General features: G+C 69.4%; 23 protein-coding genes. 19 read left to right on the top strand and 4 right to left on the bottom strand.

The genetic code is table 11. From position 1 onward, the window contains the following. Positions 1-5: 5 nt before the first annotated feature. From ACQ4L4_RS14450 to ACQ4L4_RS14460, 3 genes are read left to right on the top strand one after another with little or no spacing between them, the layout of a single operon-like run. A complete protein-coding gene (locus ACQ4L4_RS14450; protein WP_431099661.1) occupies positions 6-668 on the top strand; it encodes an NAD(P)H-dependent oxidoreductase in 663 nt (220 codons plus the stop codon). Further along, the gene (gene kefC / locus ACQ4L4_RS14455; RefSeq protein WP_431099662.1) at positions 668-2,632 is read left to right on the top strand and encodes a glutathione-regulated potassium-efflux system protein KefC; all 1,965 of its coding nucleotides are present in this window, start codon (positions 668-670) and stop codon (positions 2,630-2,632) included. The genes ACQ4L4_RS14450 and kefC overlap by 1 nt, the downstream gene beginning before the upstream one ends. A gap of 25 nt (positions 2,633-2,657) precedes the next feature. After that, on the top strand, positions 2,658-3,098 hold the full coding sequence (locus ACQ4L4_RS14460; RefSeq protein ID WP_377161425.1) for a DUF1841 family protein: 441 nt from the start codon (positions 2,658-2,660) through the stop codon (positions 3,096-3,098). A 211-nt stretch (positions 3,099-3,309) separates the two neighbouring features. On the opposite strand, the gene ACQ4L4_RS14465 is transcribed toward ACQ4L4_RS14460, so the two are convergent. The 3 genes from ACQ4L4_RS14465 to flgA all read right to left on the bottom strand — a co-directional run bounded on the left by ACQ4L4_RS14465 (position 3,310) and on the right by flgA (position 5,031). Then, positions 3,310-3,699 (bottom strand): hypothetical protein, encoded by a 390-nt coding sequence (locus tag ACQ4L4_RS14465; protein WP_297526466.1) that lies wholly within the window; start codon positions 3,697-3,699, stop codon positions 3,310-3,312. 63 nt (positions 3,700-3,762) lie between these two features. After that, complete coding sequence (gene flgM, locus ACQ4L4_RS14470) at positions 3,763-4,086, bottom strand: flagellar biosynthesis anti-sigma factor FlgM (RefSeq protein ID WP_377161421.1); 324 nt, start codon at positions 4,084-4,086, stop codon at positions 3,763-3,765. Positions 4,087-4,206: 120 nt separating this feature from the next. Further along, the gene (flgA, locus tag ACQ4L4_RS14475) at positions 4,207-5,031 is read right to left on the bottom strand and encodes a flagellar basal body P-ring formation chaperone FlgA (protein ID WP_431099663.1); all 825 of its coding nucleotides are present in this window, start codon (positions 5,029-5,031) and stop codon (positions 4,207-4,209) included. Positions 5,032-5,208: 177 nt separating this feature from the next. Between flgA and flgB the strand changes: the two genes are divergently transcribed. The 14 genes from flgB to ACQ4L4_RS14545 all read left to right on the top strand — a co-directional run bounded on the left by flgB (position 5,209) and on the right by ACQ4L4_RS14545 (position 20,833). After that, entirely contained in the window at positions 5,209-5,598 is a 390-nt protein-coding gene (flgB, locus tag ACQ4L4_RS14480; RefSeq protein WP_377161416.1) for a flagellar basal body rod protein FlgB, read from the top strand. A gap of 26 nt (positions 5,599-5,624) precedes the next feature. Next, a complete protein-coding gene (gene flgC, locus ACQ4L4_RS14485) occupies positions 5,625-6,041 on the top strand; it encodes a flagellar basal body rod protein FlgC (RefSeq protein ID WP_067276020.1) in 417 nt (138 codons plus the stop codon). Positions 6,042-6,080: 39 nt separating this feature from the next. After that, on the top strand, positions 6,081-6,740 hold the full coding sequence (locus tag ACQ4L4_RS14490) for a flagellar hook assembly protein FlgD (RefSeq protein WP_377161414.1): 660 nt from the start codon (positions 6,081-6,083) through the stop codon (positions 6,738-6,740). Between the two features lie 77 nt (positions 6,741-6,817). Continuing rightward, positions 6,818-8,221, top strand: a complete 1,404-nt coding sequence (flgE, locus tag ACQ4L4_RS14495; protein ID WP_431099664.1) for a flagellar hook protein FlgE — start codon at positions 6,818-6,820, stop codon at positions 8,219-8,221. 52 nt (positions 8,222-8,273) lie between these two features. Beyond that, on the top strand, positions 8,274-9,002 hold the full coding sequence (gene flgF, locus ACQ4L4_RS14500; RefSeq protein WP_431099665.1) for a flagellar basal-body rod protein FlgF: 729 nt from the start codon (positions 8,274-8,276) through the stop codon (positions 9,000-9,002). Positions 9,003-9,060: 58 nt separating this feature from the next. Beyond that, on the top strand, positions 9,061-9,843 hold the full coding sequence (gene flgG, locus ACQ4L4_RS14505) for a flagellar basal-body rod protein FlgG (protein WP_377161408.1): 783 nt from the start codon (positions 9,061-9,063) through the stop codon (positions 9,841-9,843). A gap of 150 nt (positions 9,844-9,993) precedes the next feature. Next, positions 9,994-10,722, top strand: coding sequence for a flagellar basal body L-ring protein FlgH (locus ACQ4L4_RS14510; protein ID WP_377161406.1), 729 nt, complete (start codon positions 9,994-9,996; stop codon positions 10,720-10,722). 45 nt (positions 10,723-10,767) lie between these two features. Next, on the top strand, positions 10,768-11,913 hold the full coding sequence (locus tag ACQ4L4_RS14515; protein WP_377161404.1) for a flagellar basal body P-ring protein FlgI: 1,146 nt from the start codon (positions 10,768-10,770) through the stop codon (positions 11,911-11,913). A 1-nt stretch (position 11,914) separates the two neighbouring features. Next, positions 11,915-12,802 carry a flagellar assembly peptidoglycan hydrolase FlgJ gene (gene flgJ, locus ACQ4L4_RS14520; RefSeq protein ID WP_377161402.1) on the top strand — a complete coding sequence of 296 codons (888 nt, stop codon included), beginning with the start codon at positions 11,915-11,917 and terminating at the stop codon, positions 12,800-12,802. Between the two features lie 62 nt (positions 12,803-12,864). Continuing rightward, positions 12,865-14,841 (top strand): flagellar hook-associated protein FlgK, encoded by a 1,977-nt coding sequence (gene flgK, locus ACQ4L4_RS14525; RefSeq protein ID WP_431099666.1) that lies wholly within the window; start codon positions 12,865-12,867, stop codon positions 14,839-14,841. Positions 14,842-14,895: 54 nt separating this feature from the next. Beyond that, positions 14,896-16,143, top strand: a complete 1,248-nt coding sequence (gene flgL, locus ACQ4L4_RS14530; protein WP_431099667.1) for a flagellar hook-associated protein FlgL — start codon at positions 14,896-14,898, stop codon at positions 16,141-16,143. A gap of 13 nt (positions 16,144-16,156) precedes the next feature. Beyond that, positions 16,157-17,302 (top strand): EAL and HDOD domain-containing protein, encoded by a 1,146-nt coding sequence (locus ACQ4L4_RS14535; protein ID WP_431099668.1) that lies wholly within the window; start codon positions 16,157-16,159, stop codon positions 17,300-17,302. Positions 17,303-17,516: 214 nt separating this feature from the next. Next, positions 17,517-20,042, top strand: a complete 2,526-nt coding sequence (locus ACQ4L4_RS14540) for a sensor histidine kinase (RefSeq protein WP_431099669.1) — start codon at positions 17,517-17,519, stop codon at positions 20,040-20,042. Positions 20,043-20,224: 182 nt separating this feature from the next. Beyond that, a complete protein-coding gene (locus ACQ4L4_RS14545; protein WP_431099670.1) occupies positions 20,225-20,833 on the top strand; it encodes a response regulator in 609 nt (202 codons plus the stop codon). A gap of 93 nt (positions 20,834-20,926) precedes the next feature. On the opposite strand, the gene ACQ4L4_RS14550 is transcribed toward ACQ4L4_RS14545, so the two are convergent. Further along, positions 20,927-22,633 carry a sensor histidine kinase gene (locus ACQ4L4_RS14550; protein ID WP_431099671.1) on the bottom strand — a complete coding sequence of 569 codons (1,707 nt, stop codon included), beginning with the start codon at positions 22,631-22,633 and terminating at the stop codon, positions 20,927-20,929. 231 nt (positions 22,634-22,864) lie between these two features. Here ACQ4L4_RS14550 and ACQ4L4_RS14555 point away from each other — a divergent pair, with 231 nt between their 5' ends. Then, on the top strand, positions 22,865-23,272 hold the full coding sequence (locus tag ACQ4L4_RS14555) for an Hpt domain-containing protein (RefSeq protein WP_431099672.1): 408 nt from the start codon (positions 22,865-22,867) through the stop codon (positions 23,270-23,272). Next, positions 23,269-25,476, top strand: a complete 2,208-nt coding sequence (locus ACQ4L4_RS14560; RefSeq protein WP_431099673.1) for a putative bifunctional diguanylate cyclase/phosphodiesterase — start codon at positions 23,269-23,271, stop codon at positions 25,474-25,476. The genes ACQ4L4_RS14555 and ACQ4L4_RS14560 overlap by 4 nt, the downstream gene beginning before the upstream one ends. The last annotated feature ends 27 nt before the right edge of the window (positions 25,477-25,503 follow it).

The raw sequence follows: 25,503 nt of genomic DNA on the forward strand, positions 1-25,503 counted from the left end.
GTTCCATGAGCCCGTCCGCCCCGACCCCCCCCACCTCGCCCTCCTCCGCCCCTGGCGCGCCGCCGATCCTCATCCTGGCCGCGCATCCTGACCTGGCCCATTCCCGCGTCACGCGCGCGATGCTGTCCGCCGCACACGGGCTGCCCAACGTCCGCGTGCGCGACCTCTACGCGCTGTATCCGGACTACGCCATCGACACGCATGCCGAGCAGGAGGCGCTGCGCGACGCGGAGATGCTGGTCTGGCTGCATCCGCTGCACTGGTACGGCATGCCCGCGCTGATGAAGCTGTGGGTGGACGAGGTGCTGAGCGTGGGCTTCGCCTACGGCCAGACCGGTCACGCGCTGCACGGCAAGGAGCTGTGGCTGGTGACGTCGGCCGGGGGGAGCGAGCACTCCTACAGCGCGGAGGGCTACAACCGCCATCCGGTCGGCGACTTCCTGCTGCCCTATGCGCAGACGGCCGCGCTGTGCGGCATGCGCTTCCTGCCGCCGCTGATCCTGCACGGCGCGCAGAAGGCGCCGGCCGAGCAGGTCCAGGCCCATGCGCAGGCCTTCGTCGAGGGGCTGCGCGCCCTGCCCGCCTGGTGCGAACACCAGCCCGACCCCGCGCAGGAGACGGTCCCCGACGACGAGCGCCCGGTGCGCGAGGAAGGAGCGCCGGTCTGATGGACATCTCCACCCCGATGTCCGCGGCGTCCGCCGCGATGACCGCCGCCTCCGCCGCCGTGACCGCGACGGAAGCCGCGGCGCATGGCGCCCATGGCAACTGGCTGCTGACGCCGCTCGTCCTGCTGGCCGCGGCGGTGCTCGCGGTGCCCCTGGCGCGCGGGCTGAAGCTGGGCTCGATCCTGGGCTACCTGGTGGCGGGCGTGCTGCTCGGCCCGCAGGTGCTGGGGTTGATCAGCCAACCGGCGACCGTCCTGGAGGTCGGTGAATTCGGCGTCGTGCTGATGATGTTCCTGGTCGGCCTGGAACTCGAGCCCAAGCGGCTGTGGGCGATGCGCCGGCCGATCTTCGGCTGGGGCTCGGCGCAGATGCTGGGCTGCGCGGCGCTGCTGCTGATCCCGTCCTTCTTCCTCGACGCCGACTGGCATGCCGCCGTCATCGCGGCGCTGGGACTGGCGATGTCGTCGACGGCGGTCGCGCTGGCCACCCTCAGCGAGAAGAACCTCGGCAACACGCGCGCCGGACAGAGCGTCATCAGCGTCGCGCTGCTGCAGGACATCGCCGCGATCCCGGTGCTGGCGCTGGTGCCCATCCTCGCGAGCCAGGGGCGGCCCGCCGCGGGGCACTCCGGCGGGCGGATCTGGCTGGCATTGGGCGCGCTGGTGCTGATCGTGCTCGGCGGCCGGCTGCTGTTGCGACCGCTGCTGCGCTGGATCGCGCGCAGCGGCACGCCGGAGATCTTCACCGCCGCCTCGCTGCTGCTGGTGCTGGCCGCGGCGATGCTGATGCAGAAGGTCGGGCTGTCGATGGCGCTGGGCGCCTTCGCGGCGGGCGTGCTGCTCGCCGAAAGCGAATATCGCCGTGCCCTCGAGGCCGACCTGGAGCCGTTCAAGGGCCTGTTGCTCGGGATGTTCTTCATCGCCGTGGGCATGGGCCTGGACCTGACGGTGCTGTGGCAGAAGCCGTTCGCGGTGCTCGGCCTGCTGGCCGCGCTGTGGCTGTGCAAAGGCCTGGTGCTGGCGGTGCTGGGCCGCGCGATGGGCCTGCCCAGGCCGGAGCGCGCGGTCTTCGTCATCCTGCTGGCGCAGGGCGGCGAGTTCGGTTTCGTCGTCTTCCAGCTCGCGGAACAGGCCACGCTGCTCGACGCGGGGCAGCGCTCGGTGCTGGTGGCGGCCGTCGCGCTGTCGCTGGCGCTGACGCCGGCACTGCTGGCCTGGGCGCAGCGGCGCGCCGGCCAGATCGAGCGCAAGTCCCCGCACGAGCTCACCGAACAGCAGGAGTCGACAGTGATCATCGCGGGCTTCGGTCGCTACGGGCAGATCGTCGGGCGGATGCTCTTCGCCAACGGCATCCCGGCGACGGTGCTGGACCACGACGCCGACACCGTCGAATCGCTGCGGCGCTTCGGCTGGCGGGTGTTCTGGGGCGACGCGACGCGGCTGGAACTGCTGCGCACCGCCGGCGCCCAGCATGCGCAGGTGCTGGTGCTGGCCGTCGACGACTTCAACCACAGCGTCAAGATTGCCGAGATCGCCCGGCAGCACTTCCCGCACCTGACGATCGTCGCGCGGGCGCGCAACGTCCAGCACTACTACGCGCTGCGCGAACTGGGCGTCGAGCTGATCGAGCGCGAGACGCTGGACTCCGCGCTCATGAGCGCGCGCAGCGTGCTGCAGCAGCTCGGTTGGGAGCCGCACGCGGCGCGGCAGATGGCGTGGCGCTTCCGGCGGCATACCGTCGAGCAGACCGAGGAACTGCGCCCGCACCGCGGCGACCTCGACACCTTGATCGCAATGTCCAAGCGCGGTCGGGAACAGTTGGAGGAGCGGCTGGCGGCGGAACGCAAGGCCCTGGCGGAAGGCAAGGCCCGCAATCCCTGGCAGGAGCCGCACCTGGCGCCGGGTGCCGCCCCGGGCGCGGCGCCGGTGCCTTCGTCCGAGCATCCCCAACCCGACAAGGCCTGACGCGGGCGGCGACAATCACGCGCTTATGTTTGCCCCATCCCAACTCGAAGTCCGGCGCTTCTTCTGCCAGACCTTCCGCAAGTACCGCGACAAGCTGCCGCTGACGCCGATGGAGGCGATCGCCTCGGACTGGATCGAGCAGCACCCGGAGTACCACGACGAACTCGCCGATGAAGACGCCGCGCTCGCGGCGGTCTACACGGTCGAGGACGGTCGCACGAACCCGTTCCTGCACCTGTCCATGCACCTCAGCCTGATGGAGCAGCACCAGATCGACCAGCCGACCGGCGTGCGCCAGGCGCTGGACCTGCTGGCGGCCCGCCGCCAGTCGCTCCACGACGCCCACCACGAGGCGATGGAGTGCCTGGGCGAGATGATCTGGACCTCACAGCGCAGCGGGCTGCCGCCGGACGGCCACGTCTACCTCGACTGCTTGCGTCGCAAGGCGACGCGCACGCCGACCTGACCGCCCCACACCTCCCCCTCCTCGCCCAAGGTCCTCGGTCGCAAATCCGTCGAAGGACGCGAATGGTTGGGGACGGCTGTGCTGGCGGTTTTGGCGCCTGCCGCCAAGGCCCCCTGCACTGGCGGCCAGCGCACCGACCTCCGCACGCGAGTTCCCCAAAAGCAAAAAGGCCACGCACGGCGTGGCCTTCGTCATTCGAGAGGAACCGGGCTCAAGCCTGGATCGCTCCACCCAGTCCCGACTTGCGCTCGCTCTTGCCGGAAGCGCCGTACAGGCCGCTGGGTTCGCCAGGCATCAGCACGTCGATGGCGCGGTCCAGCGCCGCGGTGGCGCGGGCCAGCGACTCACGCTGCGCGGCCACACGGCCACCGGCCTGCATCAGGCGGGTGCGCAAGCCTTGCGGCACGGTGCCGGTACGAGCGGCCGCGCTGAACTGTTCGATCGCGCGTGCCAGCGCCGCGTGCAACGACGCCGCGTGCAGCTCGATCGCCTGCGAGTCGCGTCGATGCAGCGCGTCGCCCAGCAGGTTCAGGCAGCTTTCGACGTCCTGGAGCGGCTGCTCCAGGTCGACGGGGGTCGTGGTCAGAGGCGTGGCGGTCATGGGCGTCACCGGAAAGGCTGGGGTCTTGGCTCGCTACAGCTCGGCGTCTTTCGACGGAGCGGTTCAGTGCGACTGCTGGGTGCGGCCCAGCATCTCGGACGCGTTGGCGATCAGCTTGTCGGCGATCGCGTCGGCGTTGATCTTGAACTCGCCCTTCTCGATCGCACTGGCGATGCGGGCGACCTTCTCCGCGTCGAAGCTGCCGTCGTCCGTGCCGGTGCCCGAGATCAGGCTGCTCGCGGTGCTCGACAGCTCGACCTTGGACCCCTCGTTCGAGGGGGCCGCGGCGCCGCCCTTGGCGGTCTTGGCTCCGCCCTCGGTCGCGCCGGCAGCGGTGCCGCCGACTTTCGAGTAGGCGTTGATGTCAGCGTTGTTACCGATCTTCATGGCAATTCTCCATGGGCCCGAGGACTTCCGGATCCCTTCCATTAGCGGGTTTATCGACCTGCCTGGACGGAACTTGAGGGGCGAGCTTCACAAATTAGACAGATCTCTCGGTGAAGGGCATCACAGTACCACCTCCACCCGTCGTTCACCGATCGTACGCCCGGTGGCCATGCGGCCATTGTCGAAACGTACACGGACATCCTGGCCTTCCAGCCCGACGCCCATCGCCTGGCCTTCGCCGGCGATCGCATAACCGTCGCCGGTCGCCATGACCTGCACCCGGTCGCCCGGCTGCACCCATTGGCGCAGCTTCAGGTCCACGGATCGCAGTGCCTGACCGGCCGCGACGGGTTTGGCCAGATGACGCCCGAGCCAGCCATCCGGTTGGGTATAGATGGCGCCGGCCTCACCGGCAATATCTACTTCGGCCAGCCGGAGATGTTCTTGAGTCAGCAGCGTGCCGGTCGGCAGGTCCGCCGCCGCGACGAAGGCCTGACCGTAGACCTTGATGGTCAGCGGCAGCGTCACGTTCCATTTGGTCACGCCGGCCACGCAGCGCAGGCCCAGGCGGCTGCGGCCCCACATTCTGGTGCCGGGCGGCAGGTAGGGCTGGATCTGCGCGCACGGCGCCAGGCGCAGTCGCGGGTCCAGCTTGCCGATCTCGATCTCCACGCGGGCCTGGTTGGGCGCCACCTGGCGGGCGCCGGCCATCGCCAGCGTCTGCAGGCGGTCTTCCAGCGTCGCGTCCAGCGCGCCGAGGCCTGAGCCCCCCGGTTCGCTAATCGAAATGTTGGGCGCCACCGCGACCTGCACGGGCGCCGCGGGCTGCGCATCGGCCTCGTCCACGAGCCCGAACATCAGCCACACGGACATCAGCGCGCCCGCCAGCAGGGCGGGCAGCGCCTGCGCGTGGCGGGCATGGGTGGAGTGGCAGCTTTGCGGCATGGGTCGGAACTGTACGGATCCGGGGCTCGCCGATGGCTTCGAAATGCGCCGGGATCACCCGTCTTATCGCGCTCATGTTTTCGGACCTGCTGAACACAATGCTCGAACGTGACAAAACCGGGTGACAGCCAACGGGCCGCGTCCCGATGCCCCCGCCCCGTCCGAAGGAGAAACGAGATGCTGAACAAACTGACCGACGCGATGAGCTTCCAGTCCCAGGCGCTGACCCTGCGGGCGGAGCGTCAGCGTCTGCTGGCCAGCAACATCGCCAACGCCGACACCCCGGGCTACCAGTCCAAGGACATGGACTTCGCCAAGGCGCTGCGCGCGGCGACCTCCCCGGCGGCCAATCCCTCGGATTCCAACCAGACCCTGACCCAGCGCACGCAGGCCGCGTTGCAGAGCAGCCTGAGTTCGATGACCAGCATGGACAGCAACACGGTCGACATGGACCGCGAGCGCGCCAGCTTCGCCGACAACACGGTGAAGTACGAGGCCTCGCTGCGATTCCTGAACGGCTCCATCCGCACCATGCTGGATGCGATGAAGTCGCCGAACGCGTCCTGATCGAGCGCTGAAGCAAGGAGCCCGTCATGTCGATGTTCAGCATCTTCCACATCAGCGGCAGCGCGGTGAGCGCGCAGAGCCAGCGCCTGAACGCGGTCGCCAGCAACATGGCCAACGCGGACACCGTCGCCGGCCCGGACGGCCAGGCCTACAAGGCGCGCCAGGTCGTCTTCCAGAGCGTGCTGGCCCAGAACGGCACGGACCAGACCGACGTCGGCGTGCAGGTGGTGGGCGTCCAGGAGAACCAGACCCCCGGCCGCCGCATCCACGATCCCAGCCACCAGCTGGCCGACGCCGACGGCTACGTCACGTACAGCAACGTCAACAGCGTGGAGGAGATGGTCAACATGATCTCCGCCTCCCGCTCGTACCAGAACAACCTCGAGGTCATGGGCACCGCCAAGTCGCTGCTGCTCAAGACCCTGCAGATGGGCCAGGGCTGATCGCCCGCTCCTCCCGAATAACCGAACGGAACGCCCATCATGGACTTCACCGCCCTGAACGCCAACACGAAGACCGGCGCCGCCTCGAACACGGCCGCCGCGAGCGCCACCGGCACGAGCGCGCAGGAAACCTCGGACCGCTTCCTGAAGCTGCTGGTCGCGCAGCTGCAGAACCAGGACCCGATGAACCCGATGGACAACGCCGCCGTGACGACGCAGATGGCGCAGATCCAGACCGTCACCGGCGTCAGCACGCTCAACAGCAGCATCCAGGCCCTGGGCAGCCAGTTCGGCCAGATGCAGGCGCTGCAGAGCGTGAGCCTGGTCGGCCGCGACGTCACCGTCCCCGGCAACAAGATCAGCGTCGCCGACGGGAAATCCACGATGAGCTTCGACCTCGGCGGCGCCGCCGACGCCGTCAAGCTGGAAATCCTCAACGGCGCCGGCGAGGTGATCTCCACGCAGGACCTCGGCAAGATGAAGGCCGGCATGCAGTCCTACACCTGGGACGCGTCCAAGGCGACCGAGACCACCAACCTGAGCTTCCGCGTCACGGCGACCAATGCCAGCGCGCCGGTCACCGCGACCACCCTCACCCGCGACACGGTGCGCGCGGTGAATACGAGCGGCGCCACGCTGCAGCTCGAACTGAAGAATTCCGGCCTGGTCGATTACGACAAGGTCCGTTCGCTGGGCTGATCCCAGCATTTCCGCCCTCAGCCCCGCCCCCCGCTTGACCCCGCAGATTCGCGCCTGAATCGCCCAAGGACACGACCATGAGCTTCCAACAAGGCCTCTCCGGACTGAACGCTTCCAGCAAGAACCTGGAAGTCATCGGCAACAACATCGCCAACTCCCAGACCTACGGCGCCAAGTCGTCGCGGGCCGAGTTCGCCGACATGTACGCGGCTTCGCTCAACGGCGCCGGCACCAGCGACGTCGGCATCGGCGTGCAGGTCCAGACGGTGGCCCAGCAGTTCACGCAGGGCAACATCTCGATCACCGAGAACCCGATGGACCTGGCGATCAACGGCGCCGGCTTCTTCCAGGTGTCCGACGGCAAGAGCCCGACGGTGTACACCCGCAACGGCCAGTTCAAGGTCGACAAGGAAGGCAACATCGTCAACAACGATCAGCTCAAGCTGATGGGGTATCCCGCCGACGCCAACGGCGTGATCCAGCCCGGTCTGGCGCAAGGCCTGAAGCTGCCCACCGGCGGCATCGATCCCAAGGTGACGAGCGACATCAAGATGGAGTTCAACCTGGACTCCCGCGCCGGCCCGACCGCCGCCTACGACCTGACCGATCCGGCCGACCCGAACTCGCCCAAGATCGACAAGACCGGCATCACGCTGAACGACCCGACCTCGTACAACAACGCGACGTCGATGACGGTGTACGACGCCAAGGGCCAGCCCACCGCGCTGACCATGTACTTCCAGCGCGCCAACAACGACGACGCCAACGGCAACACCGTGTGGAACGTCTACCTGACGGCCAACGGCAGCGCCGTGCAGTTCGACTCGGCGGGCAACCCGATCGAGACCGACGACGGCACCGCCAAGGGCAACCCGCTGACGCCGTTCACGCAGATGACCTTCCTGCCCACCGGCGGCAAGCCCGTCTCGCCCGGCCCGAGCGAGTTCCTGAACCTGAAGATCCCCGCCGGCACGAACTCGCAAGGCGCGCCGACGCTGCCGATCCCGGCGCCGCCGGCCGACCCGTCCGATCCGTCGGTGCAGGGCATCAGCTTCGACCTGCGCTCCGCCACCGAGAACGGCTCCAACTTCGCCGTCACCGACCTGAACCAGAACGGCTACGCGCCGGGCCAGCTGGTCGGCATCAAGCTGGAAGACAACGGCATCGTCACCGCCCGTTATTCGAACGGTGAATCGAAGCCGGCCGGCCAGGTCGAGCTGGCCAACTTTCGTAACCCGCAAGGCCTGCAGCCGCTGGGCGGCAACGTCTGGGCGCGCACGAATTCGTCGGGCGATCCGGTCGTCGGCGTGCCGGGCGACGGCAACCTCGGCTCGCTGACCCCCGGCGCGCTGGAGGAATCCAACGTCGACCTGACCTCCGAGCTGGTGAACATGATGACCGCGCAGCGCGTCTACCAGGCCAACTCGCAGACCATCAAGACGCAGGACCAGGTCCTGCAGACGCTGGTCAACCTGCGTTGATGCAGGCACCGGCGTCCTGACCCATCCCGTTGCCGATCGCTGAGGAGTTCCGATGGACCGCATGATCTACCTGTCGATGAGCGGCGCCCAGGCGGCGATGTCGCGCCAGGACGTGCTTTCCAACAACCTCGCCAACGCCAACAGCAACGGCTTCCGCGCCGAGCTGCAGGCGTTCCGCGCGGTGCCGATCCGCGGCGACGGCTCGTCCACCCGCGCGTTCGCGCTGGAGACGACCACCGGCCACGACCTGACCGCCGGCCCGATCACGACGACCGACCGCAACCTGGACGTCGCCATGAAGGGCAAGTCCTGGATGGCCGTGCAGGCGCTGGACGGCACCGAGGCCTACACCCGCGCCGGCTCGATGGACGTCGACCAGGACGGCGTGCTGCGCATGCGCAACGGCCTGCAGGTGCTGGGCGACGGCGGTCCGATCACCGTGCCGCCCAACTCGACGATCTCGATCGGCGACGACGGCACCGTCGTCGCCAAGGCCGACGGACAGCGTCCGGTCAACATCGGCCGGATCAAGCTGGTCACCGAGGACGGCCGCTTCACGCGCCGCGACGACGGCCTGTTCATCGCCGAAGGCGGCGATCCGCTGCCCGCCGATCCCGCCGCCCGCCTCCAGTCGGGCGCCCTCGAGGGCTCCAACGTGAGCCCGGTCGAGACCATGGTCGGCATGATCGCCGCCGCCCGCCAGTTCGAGCAGCAGATGAAGATGCTCTCGATCGCCCAGACCCACGGCCAGGCAGCCTCCAAGCTGCTGTCCGACAGCTGATCCGACTGCGCACAGTTCGCAGCACGGAACCGCTAGCCACAGGATTCAGGAGACTTCAATGCTTCGTTCGCTCTGGACCGCCAAGACCGGCATGGAAAGCCAGCAGACCCAGCTGGACGTGATTTCCCACAACCTGGCCAACGTCTCGACCAACGGCTTCAAGAAGTCGCATGCGGTCTTCGAAGACCTGATGTACCAGACGCTGCGCCAGCCCGGCGCCAACAACACCGAGCAGACCACGCTGCCCACCGGCATGCAGGTCGGCCTGGGTTCGCGCGCGGTCGCCACCTCGCGCAGCCACTCGCAGGGCAGCCTGACGCAGACGTCCAACTACCTGGACGTCGCCGTCAAGGGCAACGGCTTCTTCCAGGTGCAGATGCCCGACGGCACCACCGCCTACACCCGCGACGGCAGCTTCCAGCTGGACGCCAACGGCCAGGTCGTCACCAACAACGGCAACACGGTGCTGCCCGGGATCATCGTCCCGGCCGACGCCAAGTCGCTGACCATCGGCGCCGACGGCACGGTGAGCGTCACCACCGCCGCCAGCGCCACGCCGACGACGCTGGGCCAGCTGCAGCTGGCGAACTTCATCAACCCGCCGGGGCTTGAGTCGCTGGGCGGCAACCTGTACGCCGAGACGGTCGCCTCCGGCACGCCGCAGACCGGCGCGCCCGGCCAGAACAGCCTGGGCACCGTGCAGCAGGGCTTCGTCGAAACCTCGAACGTCAACGTCGTCGAGGAACTGGTCCAGATGATCCAGACCCAGCGCGCCTACGAAATGAACTCGAAGGCGATCCAGACCACCGACCAGATGCTCCAGAAGCTGTCGCAGATCTGACCGGACTGACGGGCTCACTTCGGTCGATCGGGCGCGCATCGCCCGGGCGACGATGAGGGTCCCGTCGTCCAGATCCCGCCGGCCCCGCGCGGTGCACCCACCCGGTGCCACGGCCGGCGTCCCGACACGCCGCGAATCCAGGAGTTGTTCATGCATTCGTTCCCGTCCTCGCCCCTGTTGCCCACGTCCAGCCTCGCCCGATCGGCGATGCGGCTCAGTGCCTGCGCCACCGTGCTGGTTCTCACCGCCTGCTCGACGATGTACCCGCAGCCGCGCGTGGACATGCAGCCCGCGCCGGTGGTGAAGATGCCGGAGCCGATCCCGGCCTCCGCCAACAACGGCGCGATCTACCAGAACGCGAACTACCGGCCGCTGTTCGAGGATCACCGCGCCCGCCTGGTCGGCGACATCGTCACCGTCACGATCACCGAGAAGGTCAGCGCGACGCAGAAGTCGAGTTCCGAACTCGACAAGAACGGCGCCATCGGCGCCAGCGTCAGCGCGATCCCCGGCATCGCCGCCAACTCCTTCGGCGGCGGCCGGGCCGAGCTGACGGGCTCCTCGTCCAACAAGAGCACCGGCAAGGGCACGAACGAGAACACCAACGACTTCTCCGGCACCATCACCGCCGTCGTCACCGGCGTGCTGCCCAACGGGCACCTGCTGATCTCGGGCGAGAAGCAGGTCGGCGTGAACGCCAACGTGGACGTGCTGCGCTTCTACGGCCAGGTCGACCCGCAGTCGATCCGCCAGGGGAACATCGTCGCCTCGACGGCGATCGCCAACGTCCGGGTCGAGCAGCGCGGTCGCGGCGCCGTCGCCGACGCGCATGGAATTGGCTGGCTATCCCGCTTCTTCTTGAACCTTTCGCCCATTTAAGTTTCCCCACAATCGGTCACACGAGTCTGCAACCGTGTGACCGAGATGTACCCCAACACCCTCCCCCGCTTCTTCTCCCGCTCCCCTCGCCTGCTGGCCTCCGGCCTGCTCGCGCTGATGGCCCTGCTCGCGATCGCGACGCCGGCCGAGGCGACGCGCATCAAGGAAGTCGCCGCGGTGCAGGGCGTCCGCTCCAACCCGCTGACCGGCTACGGCCTCGTCGTGGGCCTGGACGGCACCGGCGACCAGACCACGCAGGCCCCGTTCACGGGCCAGAGCATCACCGCGATGCTGCAGCAGTTCGGCGTGCTGCTCCCGCCGGGCGTGACCATGCAGCCGCGCAACGTCGCGGCGGTGATGATCACCACCTCGCTCCCCCCGTTCGCGCAGCCCGGCCAGCCGCTGGACGTCGTCGTCTCGTCGATGGGCAACGCCAAGAGCCTGCGCGGCGGCACGCTGATCGCCACGCCGCTGCGCGGCGCCGACGGCCAGGTCTACGCGATCGCCCAGGGCAACATGGTCGTCGGCGGCGCCGGCGCGTCCGCGGGCGGTTCCAAGGTCCAGATCAACCACCTGAGCGCCGGCCGCATCCCCGGCGGCGCATTGGTCGAGCGCAGCGTGCCCACGCCGCTGCAGCAGAACGAGTGGCTGCAGCTGGACCTGAACGCCTCCGACTTCGGCACCGCGCGCGCCGTCGCCAAGGCCATCAACAAGTTCAAGGGCGAAGGCACGGCGATGGCGCTGGACGGCCGCGTCGTGAAGGTCCGCGCGCCGCTGGCGCCGGACGCGCGCGTCGCCTTCCTGGCCGACATGGAGAACCTGAGCTTCGACCAGGAGATCCCGTCCGCCCGCATCGTCATCAATGCCCGCACCGGCTCGGTCGTCATGAACCAGGCCGTCACGCTGCAGCCCTGCGCGGTCGCGCACGGCAACCTGGCGGTGACCATCTCCAGCACGCCGCAGGTCAGCCAGCCCAACGCGCTGTCCGGCGGCCAGACCACGGTCACGCAGAAGACCGACATCTCGATCAAGCAGGAGCCCGGCTCGCTGATCCAGCTGCCGGCCGGCGCGCGCCTGAACGACGTCGTCAAGGCCCTGAACACCCTGGGCGCCACCCCGCAGGATCTGCTGGCGATCCTCCAGGCGATGAAGAGCGCCGGCGCCTTGAACGCCGAACTCGAGGTGATCTGACATGGCCCTCTCCACCCCCCTCAGCACCGCGCTCGGCATGGGCGTCAACGGTCTCTCGTCGGACACGCGTTCCGTCGAGCAGCTCAAGGGCACCGCGTCGCGCGACCCCAAGGCCGCCGTCAAGGAAACCGCGCGCCAGTTCGAAGCCCTCTTCATGCAGGAGGTGATGAAGAGCATGCGCCAGGCCACGATGAACAGCGGGATGATGGAGAACTCGGCGACCCAGATGGGCGGCGAGATGCTGGACCAGCAGTACGCCGCGAAGATGACCGGCCTGCCCGGCGGCCTGTCGCAGGCCATCGAGCGCCACCTGCAGCGCCAGCTGGGCGTCAAGGACGGCGAGCTGCCGACCGCCAAGGACGCGACCAAGGTGCCGCAGCTGCCGGCGCTGGCCGTCAAGAACGTGCAGCCGCACGTGCAGGACTTCATCCTGAAGCACGACGCCGCCGCCAAGTCGGCGCAGGCGTCGACCGGCATCCCGGCCAGCTTCATGATCGCGCAGGCCGCGCACGAGTCCGGCTGGGGCAAGCGCGAGATCCTGAACAAGGACGGCTCGAGCAGCTTCAACGTCTTCGGCATCAAGGCCGGCGCCAACTGGACCGGCAAGGTGGCCGAGGTGCAGACCACCGAGTACGTCGACGGCAAGCCGACCAAGGTGACGGCCAAGTTCCGCGCCTACGGCAGCTATGAAGAGGCCTTCAAGGACTACGCCAAGCTGATCGGCAACAACGACCGCTACCGCGACGTCGTCGCCAAGGCCAACACCGGCAGCGCCGAGGGCTTCGCCAAGGGCCTGCAGAAGGCCGGCTACGCCACCGACCCCGACTACGCGACCAAGCTGGCGCGCACGATCAACACCACGATGCGCGTGCAGCGCGCGCTGGCCTGATCGCGCGCCCCTGAGTACGTCCTGAACGCCCGGAACGCCCAGGAAAGACCGAGGACCCCGACATGAGTACCTCCCCGCTGCTGTCGCTCGGCATGCGCGCCATGTTCGCCAACCAGGCGGCGCTGCAGACCATCGGCCAGAACATCGCCAACGCGAACACGCAGGGCTACTCCCGCCAGGAAGTGGTGCTGACCACGCCCGAGGGCCAGTTCACCGGCGCGGGCTACTTCGGCAAGGGCGTCAACGTGCAGACGGTGACCCGCTCGCACAACGAGTTCCTGACCCGCGAGGCCGCGGCCGCCAAGTCGCAGGCCTTCGCCGACACGACGATGCAGTCGCAGCTGGCGCAGCTGGAGAAGCTCTTCCCCACCGGCTCGGACGGCCTGGGCCAGTCCGCCAACGACTTCCTGAACGCGCTGGTCGACGTGGCCAGCCGCCCCTCCGATCCGTCGGCGCGCCAGGTTGTGCTGGGCAAGGCGCAGGCGCTGGCCGCGCGGTTCCAGAGCGCCGGCCAGCAACTGGCCGACCTGCAGTCGGGCGTCGTCAGCGACATGAACGCCGACGTCAAGCAGGTCAACGAGCTCGCCAAGCAGATCGCCGCGGCGAACGACCAGATCGCCCGCTCGGCCGGTACCAGCCACACGCCCAACGACCTGCTCGACAAGCGCGATCAGCTGATCTCGCAGCTGAGCCAGTACGTGCAGGTGAGCACCGTCCCCAACGCCCGCGACGGCACGACCGGCGTGTTCATCGGCGGCGGCCAGGTGCTGGTGCTCGGCGGCCAGGCGCAGCAGCTGTCGGTCACGCCCGATCCGTACGACGGCGCGCGGGCGCAGCTCTCGATCACCGACACCAGCGGCACCCGCGCGCTGGACGACAGCACGCTGACCGGCGGCTCGCTCACGGCGATGCTGCGTTACCAGAACACCCACCTGCAGGACGCCCGCAACCTGCTCGGCCAGATGGCGACCGCGATCGCGACGCGCGTCAACGAGCAGCAGAGCCTGGGCATCGACCTGAAGGCGCAGGCCGGCGGCCCGCTGTTCACGATCGCCAATCCGACGGTGCTCCCGGCGGCGACCAACCGCGGCGACGCCAAGCTCAGCGCCGCCGTCACCGACGGGGCGCTGGTGCCGGCGCTGTCGTTCACGGTCACGCCGGACCCGACCGGCACGCCCGACAGCTACCAGATCGCGGTGCGCCCGGGCGGCCAGCCGACGATCATGAACAACGACCAGATCAAGGCCGCCTACGGCATCAGCCTGTCGACGACCGGCACCATGCAGCCGGGCGACAGCTTCCTGCTCGAGCCGGTGGCCAACGCGGCGGGCAGCTTCAAGCGCGCGCTGGACGATCCGGCGGGCCTGGCGGCGGCGTCGCCGATCATCGGCACGACCAACATCAACAACAAGGGCACGGCGACCGTCGACACGCTCTACGCGATCAACGACAAGTTCGACAAGAGCAAGCAGCCCGCGACCGTCGAGTTCGGCGCCGTCAACGCCGACAACAGCATCAACTACACGATCACGCTGTCGGACAACACGCAGGTCAGCGGCACCTGGAAGGCCGGCGGCAAGATCGGCAACGATCCGGCCAACGGCGTGGACCTGGGCTTCGAGCTGAGCCTGAACGGCGTGCCGCGCGAAGGCGACAAGATCGCGCTGCAGGTGTCGGACCAGGTGGTCGCCACCAACAACGGCAACGCCAAGGCCTTCCTCGCGATGCAGAGCGAGCCCTTCCTGGGCAAGCAGCTGCAGGTCGACGGCACGCTGTCGCGCGGCCAGACCGTCAACGAGGCCTACGCCGCCGCGATGGCCGACATCGGCTCGCGCGTGCAGGGCGCGGATTACCTGGCGCAGGTCTCCACCACGGTGGCCTCGGACACGGAGCAGACGCGCTCCAGCCAGGCCGGCGTCAACCTCGACGAGGAGGCGGCCAAGCTGATGCAGTTCCAGCAGGGCTACCAGGCCGCCGCCAAGATGCTGCAGGCCGCGCAGAGCCTGTTCGACCAATTGCTGAGCGTGGTCGGCCGCTGACGCGGCCGGATACCCGATGCGCGACCGATCGCCTGAACACTGAAGGACGCAGCCATGCGACTCTCGACCAACAACATGTTCGACACCAGCATCGCGACGCTGCAACGCCGCCAGCAGGAGATGCAGGAGGCGCAGCAGCGCCTGACCAGCGGCAAGCGCGTCGAGAAGGCCAGCGACGACCCGACCGGCGCCGCCCGCGCCGAGCGCGCGCGCACCTCGCTCGGCCAGGTCGACGCGAGCCAGCGCGCGCTGGACGCCAGCCGCAACAGCATGACGCTGGCGGAAAGCGCGCTGGGCGACGCCAACGAGCTGATGCAGCAGATCCGCGAGACGCTGGTCGCCGCCGGCAATGCCAGCTACAGCGATCCGGAGCGGCAGGGCCTGGCGACCAAGGTCCAGGGCCTGCGCGACCAGCTGCTGTCCATCGCCAACCGCACCGACGGCGCGGGCGGCTACCTGTTCTCCGGCCAGGGCACCTCCGGCACGCCCTTCCTCGACAACCCGGTCCAGCGCGACGCGTCGGGCGCCCGCATCGGCGGCGGCGTCGGCTTCGAAGGCGTCTCCGGCAGCGTCACGACCGGCAACCTCGAGAACTACCCGCTCAGCGTCGACGGCCGCCAGGCCTGGGAGCAGGCGCGCAGCGGCAACGGCACCTTCGAGACCGGCCCCGCGCCCAACGCGCTGACCGGCAAGGCCTCGACGGGCTACATCGACTCCGGCCGCGTCACCGATCCCGCGCTGGTGACGGGCGACAGCTACAGCATCGTCGTCAGCGGCACGGCGCCGGCGCAGACCTACACGGTCTTCAACGAATCCCAGGGCCACGTGCCGGTCGCCAGCGACAACTACGCCGCCGGCCAGACCGTCAAGTTCGACGGCATGGCGATGACCATCGCCGGCGCGCCGTCAGACGGCGACACCTTCACCGTCAAGCCCTCGACGGCCGACCTGAAGCTCTTCGAGGTGCTGGACCGCACCATCGAATCGCTCAAGACCACGGGCCGCACCGGCCCCGAGATCACGCAGTCCAACCTGGTGAACCTGCGCGACCTGGACGCGGTGATGAACAACCTCGCCAACGTGCGCAGCCAGGTGGGCGAGCAGATGAACAACCTGGACGGTTCGGAGTCCCGCCTGCAGACGCTCAAGGTTTACAACCAGGCTGAGCAATCTGCCGCAGAGGATCTGGACATGACCCAGGGCATTTCCGACTTCCAGAATCAGCAGACGGGCTACGATGCGGCGCTGAAGACCTACTCGATGGTGCAGCGCATGTCGCTGTTCCAGTACATCAACACCTGATGCGCCGATCTGCATGAACTCGACACACGCCGTGCTGGGCCAAGTGGCCCTGGGGTACGCGCCCCTGGTTTCCAAGTCCTTCGACATCGAGGCCACCCGCGTCACGGTGTTCGCGCTTCGCCCCGAAGGCACGCCCGACGCGGGCGAACTGCTGGCCGCGCTGGCCGAGGCCTTCCCGACCAAGGCGGTGCTGCTGAACGTGGCGCACGAAGGCCTGCTCAAGGGCCTGCTGGCCGCTCCGCTGCCGGGCAATTTCAAGATTGAGGTCCCCGCCTTCCTGCTGTCCGACGCCGACCTGGCCGCCCAGGCGCAGGCACGCGGCGCGCTGCTGAAGGGTCGCTCCGACGCGGCCGGCTTCAAGCAACTGGTGCTGGACCTGCAGGAGCTCGGCGGCGGTCCGCTGCCGTCGGGCAAGTCGGTACTGGTCTCCGGCGCCCGCAACGGCGGTGATTTCAAGCAGGCGCTGGATGCCGGCGCGGCCGGCGTGCTGGGCTGGACCGTGCACGGCGAGTTCGAGGCGCCGGCCGCTCCGGCCGCTCGCAACGACTCGCAGGCCGACCTGCAGGTGATCGTCGAACTGATGTCGCGCGTCGACCAGGGCGAGGACGTCGAGCGCCTGGAGCAGACGCTCAAGCGCGACCCGAGCCTGGCCTTCAAGCTGCTGCGTTACATGAATTCCGCGGCCTTCGGCCTGTCGGTCGAGGTGTCCTCGTTCCGTCACGCGATCATGCTGCTGGGTTATGCGCGCCTGCGCCGCTGGCTGGCGCTGCTGCTGGCCACGGCCAGCAAGGATCACGCGATGCGCCCGGTGATGTTCGGCGCGCTGCGCCGCGGCCTGGTGATGGAAGAGCTGGCCAAGAGCATGACGGACTCCGAAGTCCGCGACGAGATGTTCATCTGCGGTCTGTTCTCGCTGCTGGACCACATGCTGAAGCAGCCGTTCGAGAAGCTGCTGCAGTCGATCCCGGTGCCCGAGCGCGTGCGCCAGGCGCTGGTCGACCAGAGCGGCCCGTACAAGGGCTACCTGGATCTGGTGCAGGCGATCGAGAACGAATCGGTCTTCGACGTCCGTGCCGCGCTCGACACGCTGATGCTGGGCCCGGACGAGGTGAACCACGCCGTGCTGCGCGCGCTGCACAAGGCCTCGCAACTGGAATAAGAAGGGGCTCCAAGCCCACTGCAACGAGGCCTCGCCGGCAACCCCGCGAGGCCTTTTTCATTGCAGTCCCCGGTCGCAAAACCGTGGAAGCAAGACGGCGGTCCGGGACGGCAGGTCGCAGGGTTCTGGCGCTTGCCGCCAGGGCCCTGCGACCTGGCGGCCAACGCTCAATCCGTTGCAGATAGGCGGCCTCCACCCGGCATAAACTCGGCCCGTGTCGACCCAACTCCCCCTCGCCTCCCCCGATCTCGACGCGCTGCGCGCGCTGCTGACCGCGCGCGGCCTGGCGCTGGCCGACCTGCTCGCCGGCTTGTGGGAGGGACCGTGGCCGGCCTTCGTCCTGGACGCCAAGGGCCAGGTCTTGCTCACCAACGCACGGCTGCAGGGGCTGATGGGCGAGGTCTCCCTGAAAGGTGAGCGCCTGCTGCCCAGCGGCAAGGCGCAGGAGCTGCGTCTGGTCGACGACCAGGGCCGCGATCACCTGCTGCAGGCCTGGGTGCATCCACTGGACGGCGGGCTGGGCCTGGCGCTGCTGCAGGACCACAGCACCGAACTCGCGGCGCGGGAACGCGCGGAACGCATGCAGTCGGAGATCGACCAGTGGCTCGATCTCTGCCCGCTGCCCGCGCTGATGCACGACGACCAGGGCCTGCTGCTGCGCTTCAACGGCGCATTCGCGGCGCTGTGCCGGCGGCTGAGTCCGCAGATGCCGATCAGCCTGCACGAGCTGCCGCCCGAGTGGCGCGATCTCCTGCATGCGAAGGCGCCGGAGTCCGGCCAGGAAACGCACCGCAATGCGCTGCTCGCGCCGCCCGGCGATCGTCGGCGCTGGATCCGCGTGCGCGCGCGCCGGCTGAGCGGCCCGTGGACGCGGCCGCGCACGCTGGTGATGCTCGAGGACCGCAGCGCGGAGCAGGATCTGGAGCTCGCGCAGCAGCAGTTGCAGACCTTGATGGACACGGCCGGCGTCGGGCTGGCGACCTTCCAGGCGGAAGGCGGCTGGTCGCGGCCCGGCACCGGCGCGCCACCGCCGCCGCCGATCCCCGGCGACGAGGGCATGCGGCCGGCGCCCGCGCTGCAGGGCGTCAACCGCGACATGGTCGAGCCCGAGTCGCGCGCCGAGTACGAGAAGCTCCAGCAGGCGCTGAAGCAGGCGACGCCGACGGTGGCGCGCTACGCGGTCCGGCATCCCGAGCACGGACTGCGCTGGCTGATGACGCGCGTCGAGATCGGCCAGCTGGCCTCGGGCCAGAAGACGACCTCGGTGCTGACCGTCGACATCACCGATCACCAGCAGGCGCAGGAGCGCAACGAGCTGCTGCAGCATTCGCTGAACCTGCAGACGGAACGCGAGCGCGCGGTGCTCGACTCGGTGCTCGTTGGCATCGTGACGGTGGGCCGGCAGGGCATCGAATGGATGAACCGCTCGGCGCGGCGGATGTTCGGCGGGGACCTGCCGGAATTCGCCGGTCAGCCGATCAGCAGCGTCGCGACCGAGGCGCCGGATCATCCGTTCCGCCAGACGCATTACCTCGACGATTTGCCCGAGGGTCAGGCCGAGACCTTCGAGTGCCGCGTGGTCGCGCGTGACGGGCGGGAGTTCTGGGTGGTCGGCAACGCCGTGGCGACGGTCGGGCCGGACAGCTCGCGCCAGCTGACCTACGCGCTGCTCGACATCGAACGCCGCCGCCAGGCCGAGGCGCAGAGCCAGCAGGCGCAGGCCTCGCTGCACCGGATCATCGAGGCCGCGCCCATCGCCATCAGCCTGCACGACGCGCGCACGCTGCAGGTGCGCCAGATCAACCAGGCCGCCGCCGCTCTGGCCGGCCGGCCGGAGGAAGAGCTGCTGGGCGCGAGCCTGGAAGCACTCTTCGGCAGCGGCGACGAGGCGGAGACGATCCGCTCGGACATGGAATTCGCGCTGCAGAGCAGCGAGGTGCTCCAGCGCGAGTACCGGCTGACCGTTCGCGGACAGGCGCGCGTCTGGGACGCGCGCTTGCTGCATCTGGCCGGCGTCAACGACGCCAGCGGCGAGCTGGAGCCGGAGCAGCTGCTGCTGGTCGCCACCGACGTGACGCAGCAGCGCGCGCAGGAAGCCGCCCGTCTGGAGGCCGCGATCGCGCAGCGCGAGCTGCTGGTGCGAGAGGTCCACCATCGGATCAAGAACAACCTCCAGGGCGTGGCCGGACTGCTGCAGCAGATCGCGGCGCGACGGCCCGAGGTGCGGACGGTCATCAACGAGGCCGTCGGCCAGGTGCAGGCGATCGCGCAGGTCTACGGGCTGCAGGTGGGCATGTCGGGACCGCTGCGGCTGCGCAAGGTGGTCGAGGCGGTGATGGGCTCGGTGCAGCGGATGTTCGGACGGGAGATCCTGGTCGAGATCGACGGCGCGATGGCCGAGCAGTCGCACCGCTGGGGCCTGCCCGAGGCCGAGGCGATCCCGATCGCGTTGACGCTCAACGAGCTGTTCACCAACGCGGTGAAACACGGCGGCGAGACGCCGGTGCGCTGCGAACTGCGCTTCGATCCCGAGCAGGTGGTGCTGCGCATCGTCAACCAGGGGAAGCTGCCGGCGGGATTCGACCTCGCGCAGGTGCGCGGCGGCGTGTCCGGACTGGGTCTGGTGCGCGCGCTGCTGCCCAGGCGCAGCGCGCTGCTCGGCTTGACGCAGGACGGCGATCAGGTCGTCTGCGAGCTCAGCCTGTGGCCGCCCGGCGTGCAGTTGCTGGAGGCACTCTAGGATTCGGCGCGACACGCTCCCGTTCCCCGTGCAAGCGCAGCGCCGCGCTTGGTCCGCGGGGTCGGTTGTGACCACCCGAAACCGGGGTCCGGCCTCTGCGGACCCGTCCACGGCATTTCGGTGACAATCTCCAGTCCCCCGTTGATCGGGGTTGCCTTGGATTCGGGAGCAGCGTGGACAGCGTGAGCAAGGACGTGGGCGCGAGCGGCAAGGGCCGCATCCTGGTCGTGGACGACGACCGGCTGGTGCTCGCCACCCTGACGCACGGCCTCGCCCAGGCCGGGTACGAGGTGCTCGACGCCGACAACGGCGACGACGCCATCCTCATCGCGCGCCAGCACCGCCCCGACCTCGCGCTGCTCGACATCCGCATGGAAGGCATGACCGGCTTCGACGTCGCCGGCTACCTGCGCGACTACCTGCAGCTGCCCTTCATGTTCCTCTCGGCCTTCGCCGACGAGGCCACCATCGCCAAGGTGAAGGAACTCGGCGCCCTCGCCTACCTCGTCAAGCCGCTGGACATCCACCAGATCGTCCCCGCCGTCGAGGCCGCCTTCGCCAACCGACCCGCCCGCACCATCGCGGCCCCGCCCCCGCCGGCCGTCGAGCCGAGCGCGTCACTCGAAGTGATCGAGGCGATGGCCTTGGGCGTGCTGATGCACCGCTATTCGCTGACACGCGCGCAGGCGCTGTCGCGCCTGGAGCGCATGGCCGCGGAACAGTCGATCGAAACCGGGGAGCAGGCCCGGCGCATCGTCGAGGCCGTCGAGCAGCTCGCGCTCGGGAGCTGAGCGGCCCGCCGGCTCGGCCCGCGTGGGTTGCGGGCGCAGAGGCAGAGGCAGAGGCAGAGGCATACGCGGAGTCGTCCGCGGCTCTGTCGCCGCTCAGTTCGGCAGCGTGAAGTAGAACCGGGCGCCCTGCCCGACTTCCGACTCGGCCCAGATGTCGCCGCCGTGCCGGCGCACGATGCGCCGCGCCGACGCCAGCCCGACGCCGGTGCCCTGGAAATCGCTCGCGCTGTGCAGCCGCTGGAACACGCCGAAGAGGCGGTCCGCGAAACGCATGTCGAAGCCCGCGCCGTTGTCGGTGACGACGAACACCCGCTCGCCCTGGCGCTGCTCGGATTCGAAACGGATCTCGGCGTGGTCGCGCTTGCCGCTGTACTTCCAGGCGTTGCCGAGCAGGTTCTCCAGCACCATCCGCAGCAGCGTCGGATCGCCCTGCACGCGCAGGCCCGGCTGGACCTGGGCATCGACCGCGCGGTTCGGGGCGCCGCGGCGCAGTTCGTCCAGCACCTGCGACGCCAGCAGCGACAGGTCCACCGTCTCGTGCCGCAGCGCCTGCGACGACAGGTGCGACAACGCCAGCAGCGAGTCGATCATGCTGTGCATCCGCGTCGACGCGCCGAGCACCCGGTCCAGGTGGTCGTTGCCGGCGCGGTCCAGCAGCCGGCCGTAGTCTTCCTTGAGGATGCGGGTGAAGCCCTCGACCACGCGCAGCGGCGCGCGCAGGTCGTGCGACACGGTGTAGCTGAACGAGGCCTGGTCCGCCCGCGCCTGCTCCGCGGCCTGCATCGCGAGCGCCGCCGGCACGGTCTCGACCGCGCCCTGCGGCCAGAGCGTCAGCAGCGTGCCGCCGCCATGCGGCAGCGCCGTCAGGCACAGCCACCAGGCGCCGCACGCGCTGCCGGATTGCAGGTCGGGCTGCGCCAGCGCCTGGCGCAGCTCCTCGGGCAATCTTTCCTCGCAGGCGCGCCACAGCTGACCCCGGGCTTCCGAGCCGCCCATCATCTGCGCGGCCGCCTCGTTGAAATCGATCAGGCGCGTGGAAGAGCCGGACCCGCCGCCCGCACCGCCGTCGCTCAACAGCCAGGCGGGGCCGGGCAGTGCCTGCAGCCAGTCCGTCGTGGCGGTGGCGACGGCCCCCGCCGAGGCGGCCGACGGTGCCGTGTCCGGACTCGTCGCCGACGCTTCGTCGAGCACGCGCGCCGCGCCGAGATAACCCGCGAATCGGCCCGCGGCGTCGGTCGTCGCCTGGCCTCGCAGTTCCCAGCGTCGGCCCTGGCCGTCGACGACACGCAGGCGGTCGAAGCTCTGTCCCGGCTCGACATGGCGACGCACGTCCTGAGGCAGGCCGTCCGCCGGTGAGTCGGCCGACCCGGGGGACAGGACGGGCAAGGACTGGAAACGTTCCCACAGCCGCTGCGTCACCGCGCCGTTCATCGCCGTGCCGGCCCAGCTCGAGGCGGGCGCGCCCTGCGGCGCCTGCCAGCGGACGAGGTGGTGTTGCGCGTCGGTCTGCCAGAGCCAGTCCGGCTGCAGTTGCGTCAGCGACAGCGCCTGCTGCCGGCTCTCGCGCAGCAGCTCGCCGAATTGCGCCCGCGCCAGCCGCACCGCGAGGTGCCAGGTCAGCGCGGCCACGAAGATCATCAGCGCCGCGCCCGCCATCACGGCGGTCAGCACCAGGCCGGGGCCGGTGGGCTCGAGGTTGAGCGCCAGCAGGAGAAGCAGGACCACGACCGCCAGCCCCAAGGCCAGCGCGGCTCCCTTCCATGGCCGACGGCGCGCGGCGGCTTCCCCCAACCTGTTCATGCGGACCATTGTAGGCAGGCAAGCGCTGACCCCCGGGCCTCGAACGCGGGGCGGGGATCCCCGGCGCTTCGCTTCAGGCGGCATGGATGCGACACCCACCCCAGGACTTACCCCGAGCGGCGTCTCCAAGAACACCAGAATTGACTGCTTTTTCGCACGCTCGCATCCTTGCGGTGAACGACAATGGTCGGCAACTCCGCGTGGAACCTCCTGCGGCGCCATGATCAGAAGATGTCACCAGACTACGCCACGACCATGCCCTCCCGGACACAGCCCGAACCCGCCGTGCTGGACGATCAGGCGCTCGCCCGTCTGCGCGAGTTGGACCCGGCCGGCGTGAACCATCTGCTGGAACGTGTCGTGGCCGCCTTCCTGAAGTCGCTGGACCAACAGGAGCAGATCCTTGCGCAGGGGCGCGACGCGCCGCGCGACCTGAACGCGCTGCGCCATGTGGCGCACACCTTGAAGTCCGCCGCGGCCAGCCTGGGCGCGACGGTGCTGTCGCTGCGCTGCGCCGAGATCGAGGGCCTGGCCCGCGCCGGCCGCGAGGACGGCCTGGCCGACCTCATCGGGACCGTGCTGGGCGACATCGCCGCCGCCCGCCTCGCCATGCAGCAACTGCTTCACCCCCCACGATGAGCCGCGTCGTGAAGGAAGGCGAACTGATCGAACGGCCGCGCGTCCTGCTGGTGGACGACGACGCGGTCAACCTGATGCTGATCGAGGCGGCGCTGCAGGAACACGGCTTCGAGGTCACCGCGCTGACCGGCGGGCAGCAGGCGCTGCAGCTGGTCACGCAATGGACGCCCGAGCTGATCGTGCTGGACGCGCTGATGCCGGACCTCGACGGCTTCGAGACCTGCGAGCGCCTGCGCCACCTGCCCGGCTTCGAGAACGCGCCGATCCTGATGCTGACCGGCCTCGACGACGAGGCCTCGATCAACCGCGCCTACCAGGCCGGCGCGACCGACTTCTTCGTCAAGTCCACCCAATGGCGGCTGCTGGCCGGCCGGCTGCGCTACATGCTGCGCAGCTCGCGCACGCGCCAGGAACTGGAGCGCAGCAAGTCCAAGCTGGCCCGCGCGCAAGACCTGGCCCGCATGGGCAGCTTCGAGTGGCAGACCGGCCACGGCTTCAAGCTGGCCAACGAGGCGCTGCGCGTCTTCGGCCGCGGGCCCGCCGATCCGCTGGACTTCATCGGCGTGATGCGCATGGTGCCGCGCGAGGAGCGCCTGCTCTTCATGCGCCTGCTGCGCGACGTGGTCGCCCACAACTCGGTGCTGGTGACCGACCTGCCGTTCACGCTGCTGGACGGGCGCAAGCGCGTCATCCACATCGAGGCCGAGCCCGAGTTCAACGAGCACGGCAACGCCTGCGGCTACACCGGCGTCATCCAGGACGTGACCGACCGCCGCATGGCGGAGGACCGCATCCGCGAGCTGGCCAACTTCGACGCGCTGACCGGCCTGCCGAACCGCCGCCAGCTGATGTGGCGCGCCGAGCGCGCCATCGAGGCCGGCCGTCGCATGGGCCACGAGGTCGGCCTGCTGCTGATCGACCTGGACCGCTTCAAGGTCATCAACGACACGCTGGGCCACGCCGCCGGCGACGACCTGCTGATGGAAGTCGGCCGCCGCCTGCGTTCCTGCGTGCGCCACAGCGACCAGGTGATGGAGGGGATGCTGGAATCGGTCGGCACGCGCTCGCACCGCACGCTGGAGGCGGTGGGCCGCCTGGGCGGCGACGAGTTCGTCGCGCTGCTGCCCGAGGTCGGCGACGAGAGCGACGCCGAGCGCGTCGCCCAGCGCGTGCTGGACGCCCTGCGCGAACCGATCTTCATCGCCGGCCAGGAATGCTTCGTGACCGCGTCGGTGGGCATCTCGCTCTACCCGCGCGACGGGCTGACGATGGCCGACCTGCTGCGCAACGCCGACGTGGCGATGTACGCGGTCAAGAACCAGGGCCGCAACGCGTCGGCGCTGTACTCGCCGATGCTGGCGGGCCGCGGGCGCGAGAAGCTCGAGCTCGAATCCGCGCTGCACAAGGCGATCGAGCGCGACGAGCTGGTCCTCCACTACCAGCCCAAGATCGACGTCCGCACCGCCCGCATGGTCGGCGCCGAGGCGCTGATGCGCTGGCGCCGCGGCAACACGCTGGTGCCGCCGGGCGACTTCATCCCGCTGGCCGAGGAGACCGGCCTGATCGTGCCGCTGTCCGAATGGGCGCTGCGCGAGGCCGCGCGCCAGGCCAAGGTCTGGCAACTCAACTTCGGCTTCAGCGAGTCCATCGCGGTGAACCTGCCCAACCGGCTGTTCGAGCGTTCGGACCTGGTCGAGCACATCCACCAGTTCGTCAGCCAGTGGGGCGTGCCGCACCGCGCGATCCAGCTCGAGATCACCGAGACCGGCCTGATGAAGGACCTGCAGAGCGTGATCCCGTCGCTGCACCGGCTCAACGAGGTCGGCGTCGAGATCTCGATCGACGACTTCGGCACCGGCTACTCGTCGCTGGCGTATCTGACGACGCTGCCGATCTCCGAAGTGAAGATCGACCGCAGCTTCGTCCGCGACCTGGGCATCACGCCGCAGAGCTCGGCGGTGGTCACCGCGATCATCGCGCTGGCGCGCTCGCTGGGCCTGCAGGTCGTCGCCGAGGGCGTCGAGACGCTGCGGCAGATGGAAGTGCTGCGCAGACTGGATTGCAGCCTGATGCAGGGCTTCCTGTTCAGCAAGGCGCTGCCGCCGGACGACCTGGAGCGCTGGCTCGCGCAGACCGTGCTGCCGCGCAAGGCTCCCTGGATCCTGCCGACGTCCGACGCCGGCGAAGACCTTCCGACACGCTGATCCCGGTTCCGGCCGCGAGCGTCAGCG

Origin of the sequence: Roseateles noduli (assembly GCF_050626985.1) — a bacterium.
Taxonomy (GTDB): Bacteria; Pseudomonadota; Gammaproteobacteria; order Burkholderiales; family Burkholderiaceae_C; genus Roseateles; species Roseateles noduli_A.